At 47.8% G+C, this 23,989-nt stretch carries 19 protein-coding genes and 1 pseudogene; all 20 read right to left on the reverse strand.

Features of this window, described 5'->3' with window-relative positions:
* On the reverse strand, positions 1–799 hold a 799-nt coding region (locus tag BSZ31_RS16785; protein WP_168426787.1), incomplete at its 3' end, for a hypothetical protein.
* Positions 783–2,966 carry a hypothetical protein gene (locus tag BSZ31_RS00210; RefSeq protein ID WP_146106535.1) on the reverse strand — a complete coding sequence of 728 codons (2,184 nt, stop codon included), beginning with the start codon at positions 2,964–2,966 and terminating at the stop codon, positions 783–785. The genes BSZ31_RS16785 and BSZ31_RS00210, both read right to left, overlap by 17 nt.
* 171 nt (positions 2,967–3,137) lie before the next feature.
* A pseudogene (locus tag BSZ31_RS00215) lies at positions 3,138–6,235 on the reverse strand (type I restriction endonuclease subunit R).
* 88 nt (positions 6,236–6,323) lie between these two features.
* Positions 6,324–7,646, reverse strand: coding sequence for a restriction endonuclease subunit S (locus BSZ31_RS00220; RefSeq protein ID WP_105027018.1), 1,323 nt, complete (start codon positions 7,644–7,646; stop codon positions 6,324–6,326).
* Entirely contained in the window at positions 7,636–9,222 is a 1,587-nt protein-coding gene (locus BSZ31_RS00225; protein WP_105027019.1) for a class I SAM-dependent DNA methyltransferase, read from the reverse strand. The genes BSZ31_RS00220 and BSZ31_RS00225 overlap by 11 nt, the downstream gene beginning before the upstream one ends.
* A 99-nt stretch (positions 9,223–9,321) precedes the next feature.
* Complete coding sequence (locus BSZ31_RS00230) at positions 9,322–9,582, reverse strand: helix-turn-helix domain-containing protein (RefSeq protein ID WP_105027020.1); 261 nt, start codon at positions 9,580–9,582, stop codon at positions 9,322–9,324.
* Between the two features lie 117 nt (positions 9,583–9,699).
* Positions 9,700–10,938 (reverse strand): site-specific integrase, encoded by a 1,239-nt coding sequence (locus BSZ31_RS00235; RefSeq protein WP_105027021.1) that lies wholly within the window; start codon positions 10,936–10,938, stop codon positions 9,700–9,702.
* Entirely contained in the window at positions 10,935–11,456 is a 522-nt protein-coding gene (locus BSZ31_RS00240; RefSeq protein WP_105027022.1) for a hypothetical protein, read from the reverse strand. Before BSZ31_RS00240 ends, BSZ31_RS00235 begins: the two co-directional genes overlap by 4 nt.
* Positions 11,457–11,472: 16 nt before the next feature.
* Entirely contained in the window at positions 11,473–13,689 is a 2,217-nt protein-coding gene (locus tag BSZ31_RS00245) for a tyrosine-type recombinase/integrase (protein ID WP_105027023.1), read from the reverse strand.
* Positions 13,686–15,791 (reverse strand): hypothetical protein, encoded by a 2,106-nt coding sequence (locus BSZ31_RS00250; protein ID WP_105027024.1) that lies wholly within the window; start codon positions 15,789–15,791, stop codon positions 13,686–13,688. The genes BSZ31_RS00245 and BSZ31_RS00250 overlap by 4 nt, the downstream gene beginning before the upstream one ends.
* Before the next feature lie 21 nt (positions 15,792–15,812).
* Entirely contained in the window at positions 15,813–16,832 is a 1,020-nt protein-coding gene (gene recA, locus BSZ31_RS00255) for a recombinase RecA (protein ID WP_105029683.1), read from the reverse strand.
* 107 nt (positions 16,833–16,939) lie between these two features.
* The gene (locus tag BSZ31_RS00260; RefSeq protein WP_369907249.1) at positions 16,940–17,161 is read right to left on the reverse strand and encodes a hypothetical protein; all 222 of its coding nucleotides are present in this window, start codon (positions 17,159–17,161) and stop codon (positions 16,940–16,942) included.
* 62 nt (positions 17,162–17,223) lie between these two features.
* Complete coding sequence (locus BSZ31_RS00265) at positions 17,224–17,721, reverse strand: CinA family protein (RefSeq protein WP_105027025.1); 498 nt, start codon at positions 17,719–17,721, stop codon at positions 17,224–17,226.
* Between the two features lie 31 nt (positions 17,722–17,752).
* A complete protein-coding gene (locus BSZ31_RS00270) occupies positions 17,753–18,259 on the reverse strand; it encodes a phosphatidylglycerophosphatase A (protein WP_240605599.1) in 507 nt (168 codons plus the stop codon).
* The gene (gene thiL, locus BSZ31_RS00275) at positions 18,256–19,332 is read right to left on the reverse strand and encodes a thiamine-phosphate kinase (RefSeq protein ID WP_105027027.1); all 1,077 of its coding nucleotides are present in this window, start codon (positions 19,330–19,332) and stop codon (positions 18,256–18,258) included. The genes BSZ31_RS00270 and thiL overlap by 4 nt, the downstream gene beginning before the upstream one ends.
* Positions 19,333–19,347: 15 nt before the next feature.
* The gene (gene nusB, locus BSZ31_RS00280; RefSeq protein ID WP_105027028.1) at positions 19,348–19,836 is read right to left on the reverse strand and encodes a transcription antitermination factor NusB; all 489 of its coding nucleotides are present in this window, start codon (positions 19,834–19,836) and stop codon (positions 19,348–19,350) included.
* Positions 19,829–20,335 carry a 6,7-dimethyl-8-ribityllumazine synthase gene (ribH, locus tag BSZ31_RS00285; RefSeq protein ID WP_105027029.1) on the reverse strand — a complete coding sequence of 169 codons (507 nt, stop codon included), beginning with the start codon at positions 20,333–20,335 and terminating at the stop codon, positions 19,829–19,831. Before ribH ends, nusB begins: the two co-directional genes overlap by 8 nt.
* Entirely contained in the window at positions 20,332–21,456 is a 1,125-nt protein-coding gene (ribBA, locus tag BSZ31_RS00290) for a bifunctional 3,4-dihydroxy-2-butanone-4-phosphate synthase/GTP cyclohydrolase II (RefSeq protein WP_105027030.1), read from the reverse strand. Before ribBA ends, ribH begins: the two co-directional genes overlap by 4 nt.
* A gap of 13 nt (positions 21,457–21,469) precedes the next feature.
* Complete coding sequence (gene lnt, locus BSZ31_RS00295) at positions 21,470–23,020, reverse strand: apolipoprotein N-acyltransferase (RefSeq protein WP_105027031.1); 1,551 nt, start codon at positions 23,018–23,020, stop codon at positions 21,470–21,472.
* The gene (locus BSZ31_RS00300; RefSeq protein WP_105027032.1) at positions 23,020–23,934 is read right to left on the reverse strand and encodes an HlyC/CorC family transporter; all 915 of its coding nucleotides are present in this window, start codon (positions 23,932–23,934) and stop codon (positions 23,020–23,022) included. The genes lnt and BSZ31_RS00300 overlap by 1 nt, the downstream gene beginning before the upstream one ends.
* Positions 23,935–23,989: the final 55 nt, after the last annotated feature.

A 23,989-nucleotide genomic window follows, 5' to 3' on the forward strand; every position in this document is an offset into this window, starting at 1 on the left:
TTTGACAATCCATCGCTAAGACGAGCTCCAAAGCTGACGAAATAACATTGTCAGAAAGCCCGGTATTTAGGACTATGAAATTGATTACCTCAACTGCAAAAGAGCCCTTGAGTTCCTCAGGAGCGCCACGCAAGTTTTCAACGAGCTTTTTACATCTGTACTTTCCAAAGCTAGTCCTATCAGCCTGAGAAAACACCGACTTCAATTCAGGCAAGCAAATCTCAGGTCTTTGCTGAACCAGTGGCCAAAACCAAACCGGGTAACCATTTAATTCAAAATGCGCATAATCAAGCGCTTTCACGATGTCCGCATCTTGGAGACGACTAGAAGAAGATTGCGCAGTTCCGAGTTCTAAACTTAGACCTATCAATCCTGCTACCGTTTTGTAGTAAATGACAGAAGGTTTTTGCTCATCATGCAGAGGTGGAGATTTTCGCCAAAGTAGTTTTAGTCCATCACAGACTTTTACTACAATGTCGTTAGGAGCATTTCTTTCAAAAATTGAAAAATCCCTTTGACCGAACTGCATCGTGTTTGACTTTGAGCCGACCCATTTCACAACCCAAATTAGGGCGCGTTCAACGTCTTCTGGGCTTTCCGATTCAAGTAGCTTTTTAAGCTCAGCAATGACACTCAACGCCAATACATCTTTCGTTGGCTTAACTGGTCGCTCATTTGAAATTTTTATGCTTTGAACCCTTCTCCGGTCAATCTCACTGACTAGACTCTGCGCCCCTATCGCAGCAGCATCTGACTCTAATAAATCAACTATCTGATTTTTGTTATATATCGAATTCAACAGAGAATCCTCTGGCACTGACGCTGAGAGTTCTATGATTATTTTTTTTTAAAACTTCCTGCCGTACATCAATTTTTTCCTCCAAAACCAACTTTGTTCTCTTAAATGAATACACATATGGAAAATTATCGAATATAAAATTATTTAAACGGTAGAGAACATCAGACCGCTCATCAACAGACATTTGAGAGCAATCGACAATGAAAGCTGCAAGGTCATCAAAAAATTCGAGAAATTGCCGACTATCAAAACTAAAGTCAAATGTTGCTTTATTTATAGCTGCATATTGTCTTATAAGCTCAAGTGTCAATTGAGCAATTTCAGCTGAATTTTTTTCAACCAAAAGGTATTTACTTATCGTCCAGTTAAATTCAAATAAATCAGCATCCCGGACAAGGAAATCAACATATATGCCTGCAATCTTCGACACAGAAAAGTAATCAAAACCGAGCTCTCCGATAAGGTTCGAGGCGATATCAATATTCGTTTTACCAGAACTATCAAATGCGGATAGCAACTCCTTAATATCCCCCTCATCTCTTAAATCTAATATATAGTCCAGAGCCAAGGAGCTTTCAAGTAAAGAAGTATAGTCTCCTGATATTTCATCTAAAATGACCCCCCTGAGCACATCGACCTTAGAAACCTTAGCTATTTGTATTAAAAGATTTCGAATCTGATTATTTTTTGAGTATTTCTTAAAGAAAACTGGCAAATTCGAGATAATTGCTACGCTTGTTGCTTGCCAATAATTTTCTGAGGTCAGATAGAATAAACCTCTTCCAATTGTGTCACCGCTACGTTCAAGACGTTCAAGGCAAAGCTCAAAACATTTGAGCGCCTCGTTTGAAGAAATCTCATTGCTCCGCAAATCACCAAATAGCGCACACGCCTGAGGGTCTACTTTAATAATTTCTGCGCGACATAGCGGACTTAGGGTGGCTAGCCAACCGGCCAACGGCAAAAAACGAGAGTAAACACCGGACTCCCCGCTAGGAGAATTCCAACTAAGGAATCTGACAAGTCTCGCCGCATCTTCAGGGCAGGTAACAAGAAAAGAAAGCCGCTTTGCAGCAAAAAAATACAAAAGCCTGTCTGGATAGACCTTTACCTGATGAGGGCCTGAATCAATAAAGAAATTTGTTGTTAAGAAATAACGAAGAGCAGATTCATTTAACGAGGAAAAGACAATCTTCCTCGCTGACATCACTCCATCAGATGGCGACAATGTTTCGGTAGGAATCTCAATATTGGGTAAACTGCACAGTAATGACGCACTCGAAAGTTGGGAAACTGCACTCTGAAATTGTGAGGAGTTTAGACCGAAAGAGGCGTTTCTCTCTATCTCGGAACTCTGAACCTCACTTTGAGAAGCTATGATGTTTTCGTATACATCAGTAAGACAAGCGGGTGGGTTATTTATCAGGTCAATTGACCTCAGAACATCAAGACCACCAGGGCTTACAGAAAGCTCGTCCAATCCCAGATTTAGTGCTGCGTCATAAATTTGCTTCGCCCCTGATGAACTTCCTAATTTTAGCGTAAGTAAGCGCTCTGCCTGAATTCGGCTCAGAGGCTCCATCCGATATACCTCAATACCTTCAGCAGTTTCTTGAGTTTCTCTACCAGTGTCATCATCAGTCAAGTCGAAGGATTGCACTTCAGTAGAAATATTCTCGGCACCTGCTCCTATATCCTGGCGACCCAGAGGTCTGCGACTTGAATTCAACGTCAGAAGACTTTGCATCCTACTAATAACTTCGGAATTTATTACTGCTGGCCTAGCAGAAAATATCCATCTTACCGACCGTTCGTTATTACCGACTTTTTGGGAGATTACTTTTAGAGCTTGATACATATCTTCAAGACTTTTTAGAATTACTTCATCCAAAGAGTCTACAAAAACTGTCAAAATCTCAAGAGAAGAACAATTCGCCCACCGCTTAAACGCTTCTTCATCCTCTATATCTAGATTATCTAAAAAATCATCTCGTTTATAAATCTTATTCAAACGAATAAATAGTGCATGACCTCCTTTATCTTGAAGTCGTCGAGCTTGATTGAGTAATTCCGCAGTTTTACCGTGATTTGCACCAGCAACAATGACAGAACAACTTCGTTCCAAAAGCTCGGCCCATCCGATTCTACCTCGGGAAAGGCTTTGCACAAGGACCGAGCTTTCCTCCGAAAAGGAATCAGGGTACTTACTAAATCGCCTATCTAAGTCTATGTATTTCCGCATCGATTCTCTCTGGAAATCATTAATATAAATTTGGCATTCAGATTTAGAATTATTGTGCAAAATTTAGACTGCTTTTGAGCGACCTAACTAGTGCAATCAAGCGGCCCAAACCTCAGCTAGCGACTCCGCTTGTTTCATCACCAGGTCCACAGCCTCATCCTGTTTATCAGGTGGGTACTTGTGCAGACGAAGAATTCGCTTGATTTGAATACGTATGCTGGCCCTGACGCTTTCACGCTTGGACCAATCGACAGTCACGCTTTCGCGTAACTTTTTGGTGAGTTCTTGGGCAATAGCTTTCAAGATATCGTCCCCTAGTTCACGTACAGCGGATTCGTTCGCTTCAAGGGCATCGTAGAAGGCCATTTCATCATCTGTCAGCCCGAGGGCCATGCCCTTCTCCGCAGCCCGGTTGAACTCCTTGGCCATCTCAATGAGCTCTTCAATGATTTGGGCTGTTTCAATGGCTCGGGCACGGTATCGATTCAGCGACGCTTCCAAGAGGTCAGAGAACTTGTCCTGTTTGACCACGTTGGTTCGGAACTTGGCCTTGATTTGGTTTTTCAGCAAGCGTTCAAGCAGCTCGACCGCAAGGTTGCGGTGTTCCATATGCCTGACGTCGTCTAGGAACTCATCGGACAAGATGCTGATGTCGGGCCGTTTGAGACCAGCCACATCGAAAATATCGACTACCTCGTCAGACACCAGGGCTCCGGAGATGATTTGACGGATTGCGTGTTCCTTGGCCTCGTCCGTCAACTTCTTCTTGGGGTCTGCTTTGGTCAAAACTGCTTTGATTGCCTGGAAGAAAGCTAATTCTTCGCGGTATGGCATGGCTTCATCAAGAGTACAGCACAGCGCAAACGCCTTGCTGGCAGCCAACAGATGGTCTGCAAAACGTCGTCTCCCGTCCTTGGCCTTGTCTTTGTGGGTTTGGCCGAGGATGTGGTTGACTGCCTTGGGCAGCACTTTCAGGGCCTTGGTTTGGAATTCTGAGTAATCGCAGCCGTGTAGAAGACCTCGTAGGATGCCCATCTCATCCAAGAATACAGTGAGCGCCTCAGAGGCATCCACTGTGGGTCTACCCTTTCCTTTGGAGTTTGTGTATTCCTTCAGTGCCTCTTTGAGCTCGTTGGCAATACCAATGTAGTCGACTACCAAGCCGCCAGGCTTGTCTTTGAATACTCGGTTGGCCCTCGCAATCGCTTGCATCAAGTTGTGGCCTTTCATAGGCTTGTCGACATACAGCGTGTTGACCACAGGGGCGTCATACCCCGTTAGCCACATGTCTCGCACAATCACAATCTTGAGCTTGTCATCGGGGTCCTTAAACCGCTTTTCCAGCAGCTTCCGGGTTTCTTTGGAGTGAGCGTGGGCGCGTAAGTGAGGTTTGTCGCTGGATGAGCCCGTCATCACAATTTTGATACAACCCTCATTCGCATCGTCCGAATGCCAATCGGGTCGAATCTTAACGATTTCGTTGTACAAAGCTACACAGGCTTCCCGGCTCATGGCGACGAACATGGCTTTGCCTTGCAACACAGCTTGGCGTTGCTCAAAGTGGGTAATCAGGTCGGCAGCGACCTTCTGCAAACGAGGTTGGGCAGCGACAATCTTTTCTAATGCTGCCCATTTACGGGCTGTGTTTGCAGTCGTGCTTTCTTCTTCATCCTCACTGATTTCTTCGAAGGATTCGTCGATGTGAGGTCGTTCCTCTTCTTTGAGGTCAAGCTTCACTAAGCGGCTTTCGTAATAGACAGGTACGGTGGCCTTGTCCGTTACCGCTTGCTCGATGTCATAGATGTGGACGTAGCCACCAAACACTGCTTGGGTGTCCCTGTCGGTCGAGGACACTGGAGTTCCTGTGTACGCCAGGAAGGTGGAATTTGGCAGCGCATCCCGCAGGTGCTTGGCATAGCCGTATTTGATAGTCCCGTCCTGCCTGAATTGGGCAGTAAACCCGTACTGGGTCCGGTGAGCTTCGTCGCATAACGTCACGATGTTGCGCCGGTCAGTCAATGCAGGGAACTGGGTTTCACCTGGTTCAAGTGCAAATTTCTGGATGGTGGTGAAGATAATTCCACCCGATGGACGATTCATCAGTAATTCACGTAGCTGCTCTCTGGATTCCGCTTGAACAGGTGTTTCACGTAGCAAGTCGGAGTTCTTGCAGAATGTTTCAAACAGTTGCCCATCGAGGTCATTGCGGTCTGTGACCACAACCACAGTTGGGTTTTGCATCTCCGGCAAGGTCAGTACCATGGCTGCAGTGCAGACCATCTCGATACTTTTGCCCGCGCCTTGGGTATGCCAAACAACGCCACCCTTACGGTCCCCATCAGGCATCGATGCTCGAATGACGCTCTTCGCCACTGCAAGCACTGCATGGAACTGGTGGTAGCCAGCGATTTTTTTGACCAGTCTGCCCTCATCTTCAAACAAAATGAAGGTCTTTAGGTACTCGACAAAGAAGTATTTGTCGAAGACACCGCGAATCAAAGTTTCCAGTTCTTGCTGCGGGCCTAATGGGTCGGTCTCCACACCGTCGATTGTCCTCCAGGCTGATAGCGTTCCCGCTTCGCGGTCAAAGAACCCATCATCGCGTTAGAGTAGTCCGAGATGATGCACATGGCGTTGTGATGGAACAAGACCGGAATGTCGTTCTTGTAGTTCTGGATTTGGTCGTAAGCCATCCACACGTCAGCGTTTTCATCCGCTGGGTTTTTCAGTTCAATTACAACCAGCGGTAGCCCGTTGATGAAAACGAGGATGTCGGGTCGGCAAGTGTGTTCTGGGCCCTGAACGGTGAACTGGTTTACCACGAGGAAATCATTGCTTTTGAAATTCTCGAAATCAACGATGCGCAGGATGCTGGCAACCTGCTCGCCATTGCGTTCGAACTCAACTTTGACCCCGTCACGCAGGAGACGGTACATGCGGTGGTTTACGGAGACCAGGTCGACGTCAGTCTCACAGAGCGTGGCAACGGCTTTTGAAACCGCAACTGACGGCACACCTGGATTTAGCTTTTTCAACGCGGATTCCAGACGGTCTCGAAGCACTGCTTCCTTGATGTTGGTCCGTTCGCCACCTTTGTCCGCATCAAGTAAGTCTGGACCGTAGGCGTATTCGTACCCGAGCTCAGTTAGCCACTCGATTGCTGCCTCTTCCACCGCGTTTTCAGTAATTTTCATGTTGTTCTGCGTATAAAAATATCTTCACTGTCTAGCGACAGTTGTCCTGTATCAATAACAAAAATGGGGGCTAAGCCCCCATTTGCAGTCATGCAACCTGTTTTTCCGTTGATGGTATTACATCCGCCAATGCTTCCTCTGCTTCTTCGATTCGAATCTTTCCAGAAATCAAACGAGGGAGAAGTTCGTCTCTAATTTTCGCTAATCGTTTAGTCGCTAGCTTATTGGCCACTATTAGGTCGTATAACGGCTGGGCAATAAAATCAAACGTCCTCTGAATTTGCTCCGATGGGCGAATAGCGGTAAAAGTGTCGAGGTCTTTTTTCCCAATATGAATCACGGTAGTTGCCACTGCATCCTTTTCTGCCGCCAATAGTTGAGGGGTGATAGTGTTTCTCAAGAACGGGCTGGAGACTGACTTAGGGTGAAATACACAAACCCGTTGGTTCATCCATGCCTCATCATTACCCCATATATAACTTTGAAACTCCCCGTCCATTCCGACAACAATGTCCCCACCTTGAAGAAGATAACCTCTGGGATTCCTTTCAGGAGTAAATACGCCTGGTTCTTCCGTCTTCAAATCCCGTATTCTGACTAGCGGTCTCCCGTTCCCTAATGTATTAAACTCTTTAGACTTAAAAGGAGCCCCATATTGGATATCCGCAATTTCATAGATACTTGAAAACTTCCAACCTTTTGGGATTAGGCCTAACCCAGACTCTTCGAGCTCGCTCGGGAACAATGCTGCAATTTCAGCGGACAAGCCCTCTGACTCGCGACCTGCAGCCTTTGCATATACGGGGTCGAAGTTGACGAACCAGGACTTGAATAGAGTTTGGGCAATCAGTTCGAGTACAGTGTTTTGAGCTTGAAGTGAATCAATCAAATCATCAATAGGTTGAAGCACACCAAGTACCCTGTCCCGAAAGTCTGAATTTTTTGGGACAGGGATAGGTAGTGCTCTCAAATCAGTCAGAGACACGTATTGCTGAGTAGAACCTTTCTTTCTGAGTTCTACCTCGTTTTTACCTTGTGGTGACTGAAGAAAATATTTGAGCCAGTCAGATTTTGACTTGTCTGAAAGCTTAAACAATCCAACGTTTTTAATGGCGAACTCGGGATATTCAGGTTTAACTTGCGCAATTTCCCCTATCGTTCCAATCATTGAAAAAATAATGTCGAATGGGTCAACCTTACTTCTTTTGTTCACAGCATCAAAATCGTTCTGACTAATATGGTAGGCATTTTCGACAAGAATTTTTCCGTTTTTTAGATGCTTGGATGTAACGAGCGGCCTTCCATCAGGTACTTCTTTTGGACTGTCATGTGTCCCGTCCGCCACCTTATCGCAGTAATCGCTGGCTGAAACAACATTGAAAAGGGCGCGGTCGAAGTCTTCACAGCTCATATCCAAGCTCCTTCAAGCCATTTTTCACTTGCTGTTGAAGATTATTGCTCTTGGCAAACAATTCCTTGAGCTGCGCAACCAACTCACCCATACGCGTTTCAAATACCTCATCGCTATCTTCAACATCCTCGGACCCGCAATAACGACCAGGCGAAAGCACAAATCCCCTTTCTTTGATTTCTTCTAGGTTGGCGGACTTGCAGAATCCTGGAATGTCTAAGTAGCTCTGCTGCTCCTGTCCTTCGGTGATTGGAGTGCGGTCCTCATCTTCTCTCCAAAGGTGGACTGTCTGCGCGATTTTCTGGATGTCTTCATCTGTGAAAGCACGGTTTACACGGTCTTTCAAATACCCCATCTTGCGAGCGTCGATAAATAGGGTTTCGCCACAGCGGTCACGCCCATTCTTGGTTTTATCTTTGGCCAAGAACCACAGACAACATGGAATTTGCGTGTTCAGGAAAAGCTGGCCTGGTAGCGAGATAATGCACTCCACCACATCGTCCTCAATCATGCGTTGACGGATGGTGTCCTCACCACCTTGAGTGGTCGTCAGCGTGCCGTTGGGCATCACGATACCCGCCTGCCCCTTGCTGCTCATGTGGTACAAGGCATGCTGAAGCCAGGCGAAGTGCGCAGGTTTGGCGGGTGGAATTCCATAGACCCAGCGGGGGTCGTTTGTCAGTGACTCCTTGGACCATTCCGTACCTGCCCCAAATGGGGGGTTCATCAGAATGTAATCCGCTTTCAAATCGGGATGTTGGTCTTCAGTAAAGGTGTCGCCGGGTTTCTGGCCAAGATTGAAATCAAGACCCCGAATTGCCAGGTTCATTGCCGCAATTTTCCACGTATTCGGATTGCGTTCTTGGCCATAAATGGACAGGTCTGCGACTCGACCACCATGGGCAGTGCTGAATTTCTTGGTGGATACAAACATGCCACCAGCACCGCAGGCGGGGTCGAACAACTTACCCTTCTTTGGTGCCAGAACTTCGACGATGATGTTAACGATAGAGCTCGTCGTGTAGAACTCCCCAGCGTTTTTTCCTTCCGCGCCAGCGAAGTTGCCCAGGAAATATTCGTACACGTCGCCGAGTACATCACCTTTATGCTCCCCTTGGCCAAAGTCAATGGAAGCTACCAAGTCAATCAACGTACCGAGCGTGTTTTGCTCAAGCGTGGTGCGGACATAGACCTTTGGAAGCAGGTTCGCCAGCTTCGGGTTGTCTTCCTCAACAAGACGCATAGCATCATCCAGCAGCACGGCAATATTTGGCTGTTTTGCGTTGGCTTGGATAAATGACCACCGTGCCTTTTCAGGCACCCAAAACGTGTTGCTTGCTCGGTAGTAGTCACGTTCCTCAAGTTCGCCTGCCCGCATTGCCTCGTCATCCAAGTAGAACTCGTTTTTAGGGTCAGCGAATGCGGTAGTGAGTTCGGCCTGCCGTGCAGCAAACGACTCAGATACATACTTGAGAAAAATCAGACCAAGTACGGGGTACTTGTACTCAGCCGGGTCAACAGCACCGCGTAGTTTATTGGCTGTCGCCCACAGAGCATTCTTAAAATCCTGGTTCATAGCTTCCGGTCAAAGGTATTAGTGGTTTATATAGTTATCGAAATTATCTGGTCTAGAAAGAGCAGGAATATGGCCAAGCTGGCAAAAGAGCGCGGCTTCTCACCTTCCTTTATAATCTTCAAAATCGTCATCGTACATCCCAAGCACTTCACAAGCTCTGGCGATTTCTTTCAACGATGCCAGTCTTTTTGCACGGACTTCTTGCTTAACACGTTCGAATTCTTCGCGCGAAAAGTACATAGGCTTTTTGCCAGGATTAAGTGGCTTGAGCTGCCCCTCACGAACCATCTGCTGGACGTTCCTCTTTAGGAGACCCAACTTATCGCAGATAACCTGAACCGTGTATTTTTCAGTGTCCATACCGCCACCGTTTCCGTCAAAATATGCGTTTTAGTCCACCACAATAGGGTCTTCTTTCAATAAGAACATCCTGAGGTTGCGTCCGAGAAACCAGCAGAAAGAATCAGGTTGACTTGCTCAGCCAGCGTGCTCACCAAGGAGCTTGTTTACTTCATTTAACTTCCTCTCCAGCTCTTCTTTAACTCGTACCAAGTCATTTGGATTCGTTTGGTTGTCTGCACGCCTAAAACCCATATCGATGTAGAACTTAATTGTTGTGTCAGCACTTTCGTGACCAGCCTGTACCGCAAGCCTATGCATTAAATTCTGATGCAAGATAAGTTGTTTTGTTGGGCTGTAAGTGGCGGAGTTCATTTCAACCTTCCAAAGGTGGGTGGCAAATTCAGTTAAGGCATATCGTCTAAGTGCGTGGGGTGAAAACTTATTCTTCTTGGAGCATCCCTCCGGATTAAGCTTTAGTACCCACTGATAAATTGCCTGCTCACTCATTTGAGGTCTTACAGAGTTATTACTACCATTAACAAAAAGGACCCTAATCCCGCTCGGAGACCCAAACTTAGACCTCTTATATTTCAATATTTCATCGCGCTGAAGGTCGATGAAATTCAGTGTCTCCTCGTAAAGGCTTCTAGGGATTTCAACATTCCTTGATTTACCTTTTTTAGTACCCCTCGATATAGTCACTCTTGGCACAGCATCACTGCAGTGTTCGGAAATGTCATCGACCCAGAGGTTTACCAACTCAGCTCTTCGCAATCCGACTTCGGAAAGCCATCTAAACATTAAGCTATCCCGAGCCCGAAGAGATTCGGCAAGGTCAGGCTCACCCGGATAGTCCCAGTAATCGATTTGAGCACGCATCGCATCTATTTGCCCCTTATTGGGCACTGGATTTTGGCTTTGATTCGGTACTCTTAACCTGTAAGGAATGACGTAAGGACTTTTACTTGACTCAGGGGCCTTATCGACCTCGATTAAATACTTTTGGTTGGGATTTGACCTGTCAAGCCAACCTATCATGTTTTGAACCATACCTCTGGTTTGGCAATACCAGTACGCTTCGCATATAGTCTTTACGTAAAGATTGATGGTTTGAGGAGTCAAGTCCTCAGAATCGAGCAAGTAATCTCTGAAATTCTCAAGGTCTAGTGATGTGGCTTGAAAGTAAGTCCGCCCTCTGATTTGCAAGAAATTTAACCAAACCGCCAGGTGATGGGTATCTGCTACTACAGTTGAACCCTTCAATAACTCAGTGAATCTTCGATGGAGAAGGTACTCCAGCGTTTCTTCATGGGTTGCCCCATGTTCATCTATCACCACGGGGCAGTTACTTTGAACGTAAGATACAAATGTCATTCAACTGGGCTCCCACCCTCTTTGGGTCTAGGTCTTACCAAACTTTTGACGACACTATTTTTTTGCCTCAACTGCGCAGCTTGCACCTCACGCATGGTTCGCTCGTCTTTAAGTTGACGCCTAAGTTCGTGGTTCTCGTTTGTTCGAGTCATGAGCCACATCTCAGTTTGAGCCAGTTTATCTTTGAGCTCACGTACCTGCTCTTTTAGTCTTTTTACAACTTCAATATCTGATTTCTTCTGAGCCTTAGACTTTTTTCTATAAGACTCTGCCGTAGACAAATCCTCTTCAATTTGTAAGCGAAGGGGGTGTCCGACCCGCATCGACTTTCCACTGCGCGAAAACTCCTCTAAACCATTCTCACTCAGCTCTGCGAACCAAGTAAGAGTAAAACAAGGGGGTACTGTAAAAGTTGGTTCAGCACCACTGCAATAGCTCCTGATGGCTATTAGTTTTGCCTCGACCTTTTGAATCAATAAATTTTCGTTATGGTTCGGGATTTTTTTTAGCTTAGGCATCTTCTATCCCAAATGATTAAGGCTGAAAACCTTGGAGCATAGGTGAGGCTGACGCAGATAACGTTAGCACCGTCATTTCCGACATTGGCGTTTCCACAGGAATCAGGTTCGGACAACTGCTGCAAGCACCGCACCCCATCTCTTTGATTGCAGAGATTTGAGCAACTCCGTTTTTAGCACATTTGCTACGTTCCTGAATGGATGGGCTAAATCCAAAGCATGCGCCGTCCCTCACAAAGTTCACCACGTACTGGTTAAGTAGCTTTCCTTTCTTTTCAAGCAACTTGACATTTGCAAGCGTTGAAACTTTTATTAATTCCAGACCTCTTTTTATCTCAGCCGCAACAACTGAGACCTCAGTCTTAGAACTGGTCAATTCCTCAACAAATTCATTCTTGACTTGCAAAAACTCTTCCCACTGGCCTTCTCTGTCTGTGATGTATGTCATTGTCGTTTCTGCCGATAGATGTCCAAGCCACCATGAAAGCGTCGGCATGTCAGCGTCAGGATACCGATACCAGTAGAGCATCGCCAAGAATCGTCTGAATTGATGGTCAGAGAACTCAAAGCGTTCCCCATTTTCGCTCTTAGCGTGTATACCTGTGAAATCGCAAAAAGCGTTAAAGTCTGGCCACGCTTCCTGCTCTTTCCCTGTGCATAGATTGTCCAACCGAAACAGACGAACGTTTCCATTTGCATCCAACTTCTTGGCTGATAGCTTTTCGAGTATTTCTACAGCCATCTGCACAAGTCTTGTTGTTGGTAAGGGTCTTTCACCTTGCTTGTATTTCTGTTGGTCGAACACTAAATAAAGATTCCCACCATCATTGATTACGCTGCCGACTTTCAGCCCCATCACCTCATCTTGTCGACGACCTGTGAATGCGTATATCACCAAAATGCAGGCTGTGACCAAATGGGTGTATACGGCTTGATGGACCGAAATACCTTTTATGGGTGGTTGATATTTCAAATATTTGGTTATCGTGGAGATTCCTTTGACACCAAGTTCATTCGCAATTTTTTCGTGTGTTAACCCTCTTTCTTTCAGAAGCTTGGCTTTAACCACTTTTTCTTGGTCAACAGCCCCCTCCTTTTCATAATTTGGCGTTCTTTCTATCCCATTGAGTACGTATGGAAATTCTGTGGGCTGATTTTCCCTAAACCACGGAACCATTAGCTTTTGTGCATACTGCCAATTACTCTCAAGCGTACCACTCGATTTATTATGCAGTTCTTGATATATTCTCTCGCGCTCTTCAAGCACATTGTCTCTATACTCAAGCAGCGAATCAGCGTAATCAACAACCCAACGAACGGCTTGGTCCATCAGTTTGAAAAAAACAGGACGAGGAATGTTACGAGTTTTAGTCAGTACAGTTTTACCGTTCTTTTTTGCTAAATTAGCGACCTTGACATCCCTAAACCAGTCCTTACTTGTATGCTGGCTTTCAGGAAATAATTCTTTTGCAATATGCAGCATACGGAAGAATGATTTCACAGCCCCCAAAGGTTTTCTAATAGAAGTCTCTCCACGCTCTTCCTTTTCGATAGAACCTTTGTAAGCTTTTACAACGAATCCATGCTCTTCGAGCAGGTTTATTCGTAATTTTTGAAATTTCTCAATTGATTGGAATGCTCTAATAGAACAGCCCATTTCTGACGTGAATCGTTCGTAGTCAAAGTCTGGTTTTCCCGATTTACTAGAACGCCGTCTCTTGTAAGTTTCGAGCCTCACAGGGTCTTGGAACAACTCAGTTAAAGCTTTGATGCCACGAGTTTCAAGGTCAAGACGCTCTGCCGCCGTTTGAGTGCAATAAGCGCGTAAAACCAGGTCGGCAACGGCCTGATTGACGTACTTCATATCCACTATTTGATTAAGTTTTAAAAAGCGTAAGAGTTGAAGTATGAAACCGTGGTAGTCACTTATTCCTTCAGCGGTTGAAACCTTTTGGTCTGTGAGGCTTCTGTTCCCTGAATAAATAAAAATACAACATAACTTCAAGGTTCTAAGTAAGTCTGGATTATCACCAAGCTTGTACCCCATACCTAAAGGGGCACTATTAAACTCAAGCGTGTAAACCCGCCCTACGTTTTTGTTCTCCTGCAAATTCCAACTTGGAGAGTCGAAATCACAATCTTTGAAAAAGGGAAGCTTAAGTCCCGATGCAAAATCAATAAGGTCTGGGTTGAAATAAGTGGTGAATGAATCTAACTTCAATAACGCACTCATACCATCACCTTGATTGGAATGACTTTTTTGTAAGGATTCTGCTGACTCAGGGCCAATTCAATAGCTCTGTCAAAGAGCGTTTTGTGGGTTGGGTTGTCTTTGATGCTTTGCAACAAAGTTCTTGTAAATACTGACCATATTCTCCACTCTTTAAGCTCTAAAGCGTGAGCATCATTTAGCACAGCATCCCACTGGAGAATGTTTACCAAGTTATCTAGCGTGAGAACAAATATTCCCCTCCTATTTTTACATGTCGGGCAGTTTTGAACTTTATTGCAAATCTCTCCAGCCCTTGTTCCTGGCTGAACTCCCTCATACGGATTTATGCAGTGGAGCCCTCCAAACTGTTGATTGTATTTGACTGACAACTTATGAGCTCTTTCATTCTCGTCACTTGACTGTTTTACCCTTTCATCCTTAGCAACCGAAAGTTTTTTTGCGTAAGCATCTTCTTCGATACCGATTTTTTGTGCAAAACCCTCAATATCAACGGTCACAAGGGCTTCCATCCACTCCAGAAAGTCCCGAATATTCTTTTCTCTTCTCAAATATTCAGGAACGTAATGAATGTATTTCCACGACGATACAAGTGACTGATGTTGCCCCTCTGTTTGTACGTCCAGCAGGTCCCTTGACAGCAGCCCCCGAAGCAAAAGTTTTGTACCCCTAAGCGACTTGGGGGTTGCCTCCCAAGCTCCGTCAGATGCCTCCTCACAAAGACTCTTGAAATGCCGATTAAATGATGAAACCGTAGGCGTCGCGGGGCGATGTTCCATCTCCCGTAACTCTGTGTAGCTATTGTTTTTGTACCAAGAGATAAAGAGCTTTTTTTTATCTTCTTCCCGAATCAAACCCTCAAACGGTTTTCGACATTCGAGTTGATGACTAAAAATATCTTCGACAGTCAGGGTGTCAGGGCTAAACGGCGAAGAGCTAGGCCGCCTCGCAAAAGACCTACTCATAGCAGACCAAGCACCTGCTCTAGGTTTCTGCCACCTCAGGACATACTGACAATCAAAAGCACCATCCTCTAAATCGTCTACCTTAAGATTTCTTATTGATTCTGAGTTTGCGTATGCTTCAAGAATAATGAAGGTATAAGCACAAGTCATCGCGAAAATATCAAACCCCAATCTCCGTTTAATATCATCAGACGTAATGCCTTGTCGCTTTTTGAGTGATGTGAATTTGCTGTACCAACTATCCGTCTCTTTAGGGTAGCGACCTCCATTGTGCTTTTGGAGCATTACAACAAATACCGCTAGCGGATAAAGCTGAAGAGCGTTTTGATATTCCCGCCCTTTTTTATTCGTCGCCGTCGAACTGTTTACAAGTTGCCATAACTGGTCTGCGTGCCCGCTGATACGAACATCATTCAACCAGTCATTGGCTTCTTTTGTGTCCTGCATGAACTGGAAATAATGCTTGACTGCGGTTGCTAATATCGCATTGATTCGACTATCGATAACTTTGATAGCAAGGGCAACTCGGTCAATATCAGAGGCATTGCCCTGCGCTTGTTCAAATGCCTCAGCAAGCAATTCAGCTATGTCTGAATCCATCAGAGCATCGTCGTCCTCACGTTGTGCAACCTGCACACAAAACTTTTGAAACTGCTCGGACGACATTCCAAGTGAACTGAGCGTTTTGGGGGAAAGTAACGTAGTGCCACGTCCAATGCCTAGCTCAAAGCTGAACCCCTCTAACTGCAAACCGTGCGGGACAAGCCCCCTATTTGCAAGATAATCGCAAAAAAACGCCCTCACCCCAGTGGTTTTATTGTTCGCCGTTCTCGGGGTAGCGCACTCTTTGAGATATGTTCTATAAAGGGTTAGTGCATTTTGCCAAAGTGCGGTTTCTTGCCCAATCGGCAACTTTTTTTGACTTTTCAAGGCATCACGCAGAGTTGCGAATGTATCTTGTTCACAGAGAAATCTGAGGAACTGAGACACATGATACCAATATGTTTTTTCTGTAGCAGAAACTTTGCTTACACCAAACTTCCGCCATTGTTCTCCAAGGGATTGAGCAAAGCTCTCCCCTACAAACTCAACGTAGGGGGAGAAATCCCGCTCTTTCTTGTGAAGAATATGCCTGTACAAATTTAATTACCAATTAACCTCTTACTCTGCAATCGCTGCATCTGGTTTCTTCTTCTGGGGCAAGAGCCTTTCACGAATCAGACCCTCAATTTCTTGAGCGATTCCTGGATTTTCCTGCAAGAACTTACAGGCGTTCTGTTTGCCTTGGCCAATCTTCTCACCGTTGTATGAGTACCAAGCCCCAGACTTGTCGATGAGCTCACACTTCACCCCTAAATCCACAATCTCTCCGACCCTGGAAATACCTGCGCCGTAGTGAATCTCGAACTCAGCATCCTTAAACGGTGGCGCTACTTTATTCTTTATGACCTTCACCCGGGTTTCATTACCAATAACCTCATCACCCTGCTTAATCGAGCCAATGCGGCGTATATCCATTCGTACTGAGGCATAAAACTTCAAAGCATTACCGCCCGTAGTTGTCTCGGGGCTTCCAAACATGACCCCGATTTTCATACGAATCTGGTTGATGAAAATAATCATGACATTGTTCTGCTTGGTCACTGCGGTTAACTTACGCAACGCTTGACTCATCAAACGAGCTTGAAGACCAGGCAAAGAATCACCCATATCCCCCTCCAGCTCCGCCTTGGGGACAAGGGCAGCAACAGAATCCACTACGATTAGGCTAACCGCACCCGAGCGCACTAACATGTCCGTAATTTCCAAAGCCTGCTCACCAGAATCGGGTTGCGAAAGCAACAGGTCGCTGAGCTTTACTCCGAGCTTTTCCGCATAAGAAGGGTCAAGTGCATGCTCCGAATCTATGTACGCACACTGCAAACCTTTCTTCTGTGCCTCGGCTACCACTTGCAAAGAAAGTGTCGACTTACCTGCCGATTCTGGTCCGAATAACTCAATTATGCGACCTAACGGAAGTCCGCCCAACCCGAGAGCTATATCCAAACCTAATGAGCCAGTAGAGACACTTGGGATGGCCTCTAGGGGCTCTTGCCCCAATTTCATAATCGAGCCCTTACCGAACTGCTTTTCAATCTGGGCTAGAGCGCTTGCTAGCGCCTTTTGTTTGTCATCTAACATAATCTTTTGCCTTCTCAGCTCGTGTGAACTCGTACACACAAGGTTATTTTGCTCAACACCAATATAGCACTCACTCATACAGTGTGAACTACATTACCCACTTATTATTAAAAAATTTCGACGACACGACCACGCGGAAGGCCACCAATGCCCAAAGCAATGTCGAGCCCCAAAGAACCGGTTGAGACCGACTGAATGTCGTCGATGATCTCGTTTTCCCCAAAACGCATGATACTGCCCTTGCCAAACTGCTTTTCGATTTGGCTGAGCGCGGCGGCCAGAGCTTTGACTTTGTCTGAGGATTGGTTTTTGGTTCTGAGATCTTCCATGGTCTGCCTTCAACTGAATTGGGTTGCGATTTCCGAATTATTGCACAGTTTTTACTGTAAATCTATACAGCCTTTTTGAGTGATACTTTTGACAGGATGGTTAACCCGGCTTGTACCGCCTGTTGGCGAACCGCCTCACGATCACCATCAAAAACATGGTGAAAAGCCTCAATCGACTTGTGCCGAACGGCCAAACCAAACCACACCGTGCCAACTGGCTTACCGGCCGAACCACCTCCCGGGCCAGCGATGCCTGACACCGAGAGGCAACAGTCCACACCCAAGGCGATCATTCCACCATTGGCCATTTCCTTGACGCATTCTTCACTGACTGCGCCGTGTTGCTCCAAAGTGGACTCGCGCACATACACCGACTTCATCTTGACCTTGTTTGAATAGGTGATCAGCCCACCTTCAAACCAGTCGCTAGAGCCGGGTAGACTAGTCAATGCCGAGCCAAGCCCGCCCCCCGTACAAGACTCGACCACACCGAGTTTGCCAGCCGATGCATTGAATATGTCCGCAATTTGCAGCAAAAGTGCTTGGTCTGGATTGCTCAAGAGGCTCCCCGTTGAGTGTTTAAAATTGAATTCACTTCAAAAAATACAAATAGACCGCTAAAGCCAACAAGGTCATGAAAGCTGCAACGATGTCATCAAACATTACACCAAAACCATTTTTCCAGTGCCGGTCGAACCAGCGGATCGGGGGCGGTTTTACCATGTCAAAGAACCTGAAAAGAAGCACACACGTCAATTGTTCAATGGGGCTGGAAAAATGATTCGAGGCCACAAACAACACCAGCCAGATCGCAACGATTTCATCCCAGACAATCCCGCCGTGATCGATAACCCCCAGAGCCTTCCCGGTGATCTGGCAAGCCCAGGCACCCGCAATGAAAGCGCCAACAATCACCCAAATCCACTGATTTGCAGCCAGATAGGGATCCAGCCAAACGTACAAGAGCCAGCCCATCAATGTACCGAAAGTACCTGGCAAAACCCACGCCAAACCACTGCCAAATCCCAAGGCCAACAAATGCGCGGGATGGGCCAGCATAAAGCGCCAGTTGGGCCGGAAACGGGGTATCGAGCTCAATTCTGGATCTCGGCAAAATGATTAAAGGAACAACTTGACACGCGCTCTCGGCTTGCCCCCTGGGATTGAAGCCAGATACCGCTTCCGGGCTCGATGACGCCTACACAATGCAGGCCCGCCTTCAAGGATTGTATTGCATCATGACGGTTCGGGTGGGCTGTCCAGCACAATTCGAAATCGTCACCGCCCCCCAAGGTTTGCTCGAGCAAGATTTTCAACAAACCGGCCGCATTGGCCTGTTGATCTATTTCAGGCCAAAGTTTTCGCCACATTGATTCCAGAGACGACTGGAAGAGTATGGCGGACACTTCGCTTGCACTGGAAATGTGGGCCAGATCCCCACTCAAACCGTCGGACAGATCGAGGCAGGCGCTTGCAAGCCCACGCAACTGCAATCCAAGTTCAATGCGCGGAACTGGCATGCCAAGCTGACTTACAGCAATTTGCCGCAGCTGAGCCGGCATGGCCGCCAGCAAAGCCTGAACCTGCGGTAGCTCGTGACCCTTACACAGCTGCTCCAAGCGACCTCGCCTTTGGTATTCAAGCAAAAGCCCCAGGCGAGCAAGCCCGGGGGTACCACTTAACCAAACTTCTTCACCAATTTTCGCGTGCGCCCGATTAAACCCGAGGTGAGAAGCAGGCGCCTGGCCAAACACGGTGATTGACAGGGTTTTCAATGGATTGGAGCCGGCTGAAGTGGTATCACCCCCCACCAACGGGCAATTAAAACGGGTGGCGATGTCGAGCAAACCTGCTGAGAAGCCAGCCAGCCAGTTTTCATCAATTTCGGGCAAACTTAAATTGAGCGTGAAGCCGAGTGGACTCGCCCCACTGGCAGCGAGATCGGACAAGTTACTGGCCAAGGCCTTCCAGCCTGTGACACCAGGTGGATCATCTGAAAAAAAATGAACGCCCTCAACCAAGGTGTCGGTAGAGGTGAACAGATGAAAATCGGGTGCAAGTCGAAGCGTCGCGCAGTCGTCTCCGATGCCAAAAAGTACCGTGTCGGGATTGGCCTGTGCAAGCCCACCAAAAGGAGTTTTGAAATAGCGATGAATAAGGTCGAATTCCAAAACGCCTCTTGAGTTTTAGCTTGACTGACTGTTTGCCTGAGCCTTGATTTCGGAATCACGCGCCTGGGCGGCCACTTTATCTAGCACACCATTGACGAATTTGAACGCGTCTGTGCCTCCGAAGGTTTTGGTCAACTCAACCGCCTCGTTGATCACCACCCGGTAGGGAATTTCTACATGCGTATTCATTTCATGACTGGCCAACACCAACACAGCTTTCTCGACCGGACTGAGCTCGCCCCAAGGACGATCAATGAACGGCTGAATCTGATGCATCAACGCGTCAAGGTGATGCACCGAACCATGCAAAAGAGACTCGTAGTGCTCACGATCGGCTTTGTCGAAACCGGGCGCATCCCGAATGTGCGCATCCACTTCACCCACTTCAGTGGGATTCAAAAACCACTGGTACAAGCCCTGCAAAGCCAATTCACGAGATCGACGGCGAGCGTTGCGAGTGTGTCCTTGCCTCTTGCCCGAATCGGGCTTGCTGGCTTCACTCATCGTCTTCTTCCTCGTCATCTGCGCCAGGTAAGTTGTCATCCAGCGTCATCATTAAATTGCCCATTTCCACGGCACATCGAGCGGCATCAACGCCTTTGTCCTCGATACGCTCAATGGCCTGGTCTTCGGTGTAGGTAGTCAACACCATGTTGACTACAGGCACATCGTGAGCCAAGGCCACACTTGAAACGCCGCGGGCGCTTTCGCCACACACAATCTCAAAATGGTAAGTGTCGCCCTTGATCACGGCACCCAAAGCAATGAGTGCATCAAACTCGCCTGAGAATGCCAGGCGCTGCAATGCGATTGGAATTTCCATCGCACCAGGTACCGTGATGTGAAGAATATCTTCATTCAACACGCCCAAGCGCAGCAATTCACTGCAACAGGCGGCCCAAAGGCCATTGGTAATTTCTTCGTTGAAGCGGGCCTGAACCACACCCACACGAATGCCATCGCCATTCAAATTAGCAGGCACACTTCCTGGACTGTTGCTCATTTCGTTTCTCCGTTGACATAACCTGATACTTCCAAATCAAACCCGGTCATGCTTGGCATTTTCCGTGGTCGGGACAGCAATTTCATTTTGTTGACACCCAGGTCGCGCAAAATTTGCGCCCCGATACCATAGGTGCGCAAATCCGGGTTTGATCCTGCACCCTTGCGTGCAGTAGTACCGCGCTGCTCGATGTCGTCTAGCGAGGCAAACTGCCCCAACAAGCGGTCAGAGGACACATCACAGTTCAGAAGCACAATAACGCCTGCCCCCTCATCCACCACTTTCTTCATGGCTGCAGGAATTGAGAAAGAGTGTTCCGACAAATTCACTTCGAGAAAATCGATCAGCGAGGTGGGTTCATGGACGCGTACCAAAGCCTCGGTGTCGGGGTTCAATTGGCCGTACACCAAGGCAAAGTGTGCGCTACCAGTGGGCTTGTCGCGGAAAGAAATGCACTTGAATTGACCCTGCACGGTATCAATGACACGTTCGTGCATGCGTTCGATCAGTGACTCTTTGGTGCTTCGGTACTGAATAAGATCGGCGATGGTGCCAATTTTCAAATTGTGTTCTTTGGCAAACTCCACCAGATCAGGCAAGCGGGCCATGGTGCCATCGTCTTTCATGATCTCGCAAATGACCGAGGCTGGGCTGAGGCCTGCCATGGCAGCCAGGTCACAACCCGCTTCCGTGTGACCTGCCCGCATGAGTACCCCACCATTCACTGCGGTCAGGGGAAAAATATGGCCCGGTTGCACCAGGTCTTCTGGTTTGGAATTTTTGTTCACTGCCACACGAATGGTGTGGGACCGATCGGCCGCAGAAATACCTGTTGACACACCTTCCGCTGCTTCGATGGAGACGGTGAAATTGGTACCGTGAGAGGAGCCATTGGCTGCCACCATGGGGCGCAAGCCCAACTCGCGACAGCGGGCCTCGGTCAATGTCAGACAAATGAGGCCACGGCCGTATTTGGCCATGAAATTGATGGCCTCTGGCGTAACAAAGTCGGCGGCCAAGACGAGATCACCTTCATTTTCACGGTCTTCCTCATCAACGAGAATAACCATGCGGCCTGCGCGCATTTCTTCAACGATTTCGTTGACTGGACTAATTGACATGGCTTTTTAAATTTTACGGATTGATTGAATGGGCTCTATTGTAAGCCCTCAAGCGCCATTCACGCACGCACAGCAGTAGAAGGACTGCTCCCCAAATTGAAAACCACAGGCGATCACCCCACTTTGCGAAGAAGGTTTGCCCCAATCGACCTTCGATTTGCCCCGACCAAACCAGGGCTTGCCCAGGCTCAACGCGCTGGGTCCACTGACCGTTCGCGTTCACTATGCCTGAAACACCGGTATTGGTCACACGCAAGCCTGGCTTGCGGTGTTCTGCTGACCGGGTACGGCCCATTTGAGCATGCTGATCAAGCGCCCAAGACTGGCCAAACCACGCAAGATTACTCAAATTCACAAACATGGAGGGCTCTTGGGTGGAATTGGCGACCAACCCAGCAAACTCACCGCTAAAAATATCTTCGTAACACACGGTGGAGGCCAACGCGTTACCATTGACCAAAAAGGGCTTCAGCGGCCCCGAACCGGAGGTGAACTCCCCCATTGGCATGTTCAACATGGCCACAAACCACTTGAAGCCCAGCGGAATAAATTCACCAAATGGGACCAAATGCCGTTTGTCGTGGCGTGTTTCAGGCACCTCAAGCGCTTCCAGTGCTTCATCACCTTGAAACATGACGATGGAATTGAAGTACCGTGACCCCTCTTGTATGGCCGACCCCATGATGACAGCTGTTTCGCCAGGGGTTGCAAAGTCGCGAAAGGTGGTCCGCCATTCAACCGGGGTATCGGTCCACACCAAAGGATTCACGGTTTCCGGAAACACGAGCAAACCGCCCCCCTGATTCGCCAACTGTTCCTTGGCCATGTCGCCCAAAGCGAATGCTTTTTGCATGTTCGACACAATCAGATCAGGATCAAACTTGATGCTTTGATCAACATTGGTTTGCACCCCCACCACGGTCAAGTCGCCAGCGCTTTGGGTGTTCACAGGAAGTTGAACCAGCACCAGCAAACCGCCCAGCACAGCAGTTGCTCCCAGTAAATTGCCGGGCAGGCGATTGACTACAAAAGACAGGAAAAGGTGAGCAAACAACATCAAGGCAAACAAGCTGCCGTAACTACCCAACCAAGGCAACAGGTTGGCAAACGGGGAATCTACCAGCGCGTCACCCAGCCCCAGCCAGGCAAAACCGGTCATGAATGTGCCCCGAGCCCACTCGAAAAAAGTCCATAAGGCAGCCCACAGCAGCGCATTGAACACCGTGGCCGGCCAGGACTGTGCGCGTACCGCCGCAAAACGACTGTAAAACCACAAAGCCAAGGCAGGAAAAAGTGCCAAATAAAGCGTAAAGGCGGCAATGGCCGCCCAAGCCAGCACAGAGGGTAAACCGCCGTAAGTGTGCAAGCTGATGTGCAACCAGGAAACGCCCAAGCCATATGCTGACCACCCAAATGCCAGGCCGGTCAGCCAAGGTCGGCTGGTTTTCAGGGCAACAAAAGGCAACACGGCAAGCAAAAGTAGCCCAAGCCACCACAGGGAAATCGGGGCGAACGACAACACCCAAGGTGCCCCCAAGAGCGCGCCGGCCAGAATGGAATACATCAAGTGGGCCTGTCGGAGTCTGAGTTCTCGGTGGATGAATTGGCATCCGTGTCTTCGGGCGCAGGTTCAATTTTCTGAACACGAAGCAAGTGCACCTGCCGGGCATCTGCACGCAACACTTCAAAACGGAAAGGCGGTAACTCAACCACATCACCACGCGCGGGCAAGCGCGCCAGGTGGTCTGTCAACAAGCCACCCAATGTATCGGCATGTTCATTTGAAAACCCGGTTCCAAATGTTTCATTGAACTGTTCAATGGTGGTCAACGCTTTGACGCGGTATAAGCCCGCCTGGTCGCCACCCAGGCTCACTATGTTGTCCGCCTCCTCATCGAAGTCATATTCGTCTTCAATATCGCCCACGATTTGCTCAAGCACATCTTCAATGGTCAGCAGGCCGGCGACTCCGCCATATTCATCGACCACCAAGGCAATGTGATTTCGGTTCAATCGAAAATCATGAAGCAACACATTCAAGCGTTTGCTTTCTGGAATGAAGACTGCCGGGCGCAGCATGTCGCGCAAATTGACATCCGAATCGGCGTGTATGCGAAGCAGGTCTTTGGCCAGCAAGACTCCGATTACATTGTCACGCTCGCCCTCATACACCGGGAAACGGGAATGCGCCTTTTCAACGGCAAAAGCCACGATTTGGTCGATCGAGTCTTCCGCGTTGATCGCATCCATTTGGGCGCGGGGCACCATGATGTCGCCTGCTGAAAGGTCACTGACCTGCATGACACCCTCGATCATCGAAAGCGCATCGGCATCCAGCAAATTTCTTTCATGGGCCTGTTGCAGCACTTCCAACAGCTGCTCTCTGTCCTCGGGCTCGCGAAGTAGCAACGAAGACAGGCGTTCTAGCAGGCCCCGTTCTTTTTTATTGGGGACCTGCAACGGACTCGGTTCTGACATACGGGAGGATAAACCTCTGCTAACAATAACGGCTCAAGGATAACCGAAAAAAATG

The sequence above is a fragment of the Limnobacter sp. SAORIC-690 genome (genome assembly GCF_002954425.1).
GTDB lineage: Bacteria > Pseudomonadota > Gammaproteobacteria > Burkholderiales > Burkholderiaceae_B > Limnobacter > Limnobacter profundi.

Coding starts and splice junctions, on each gene's coding strand:
- BSZ31_RS00220 (WP_105027018.1), bottom strand. CDS start 7,646: ATGAGCTGTGAAGACTTCGACCGCGCCCTTTTCAATGTTGTTTCAGCC.
- BSZ31_RS00225 (WP_105027019.1), bottom strand. CDS start 9,222: ATGAACCAGGATTTTAAGAATGCTCTGTGGGCGACAGCCAATAAACTA.
- BSZ31_RS00230 (WP_105027020.1), bottom strand. CDS start 9,582: ATGGACACTGAAAAATACACGGTTCAGGTTATCTGCGATAAGTTGGGT.
- BSZ31_RS00235 (WP_105027021.1), bottom strand. CDS start 10,938: ATGACATTTGTATCTTACGTTCAAAGTAACTGCCCCGTGGTGATAGAT.
- BSZ31_RS00240 (WP_105027022.1), bottom strand. CDS start 11,456: ATGCCTAAGCTAAAAAAAATCCCGAACCATAACGAAAATTTATTGATT.
- BSZ31_RS00245 (WP_105027023.1), bottom strand. CDS start 13,689: ATGAGTGCGTTATTGAAGTTAGATTCATTCACCACTTATTTCAACCCA.
- recA (WP_105029683.1), bottom strand. CDS start 16,832: ATGTTAGATGACAAACAAAAGGCGCTAGCAAGCGCTCTAGCCCAGATT.
- BSZ31_RS00260 (WP_369907249.1), bottom strand. CDS start 17,161: ATGGAAGATCTCAGAACCAAAAACCAATCCTCAGACAAAGTCAAAGCT.
- nusB (WP_105027028.1), bottom strand. CDS start 19,836: ATGAGTGAAGCCAGCAAGCCCGATTCGGGCAAGAGGCAAGGACACACT.
- ribH (WP_105027029.1), bottom strand. CDS start 20,335: ATGAGCAACAGTCCAGGAAGTGTGCCTGCTAATTTGAATGGCGATGGC.
- ribBA (WP_105027030.1), bottom strand. CDS start 21,456: ATGTCAATTAGTCCAGTCAACGAAATCGTTGAAGAAATGCGCGCAGGC.
- lnt (WP_105027031.1), bottom strand. CDS start 23,020: ATGTATTCCATTCTGGCCGGCGCGCTCTTGGGGGCACCTTGGGTGTTG.
- BSZ31_RS00300 (WP_105027032.1), bottom strand. CDS start 23,934: ATGTCAGAACCGAGTCCGTTGCAGGTCCCCAATAAAAAAGAACGGGGC.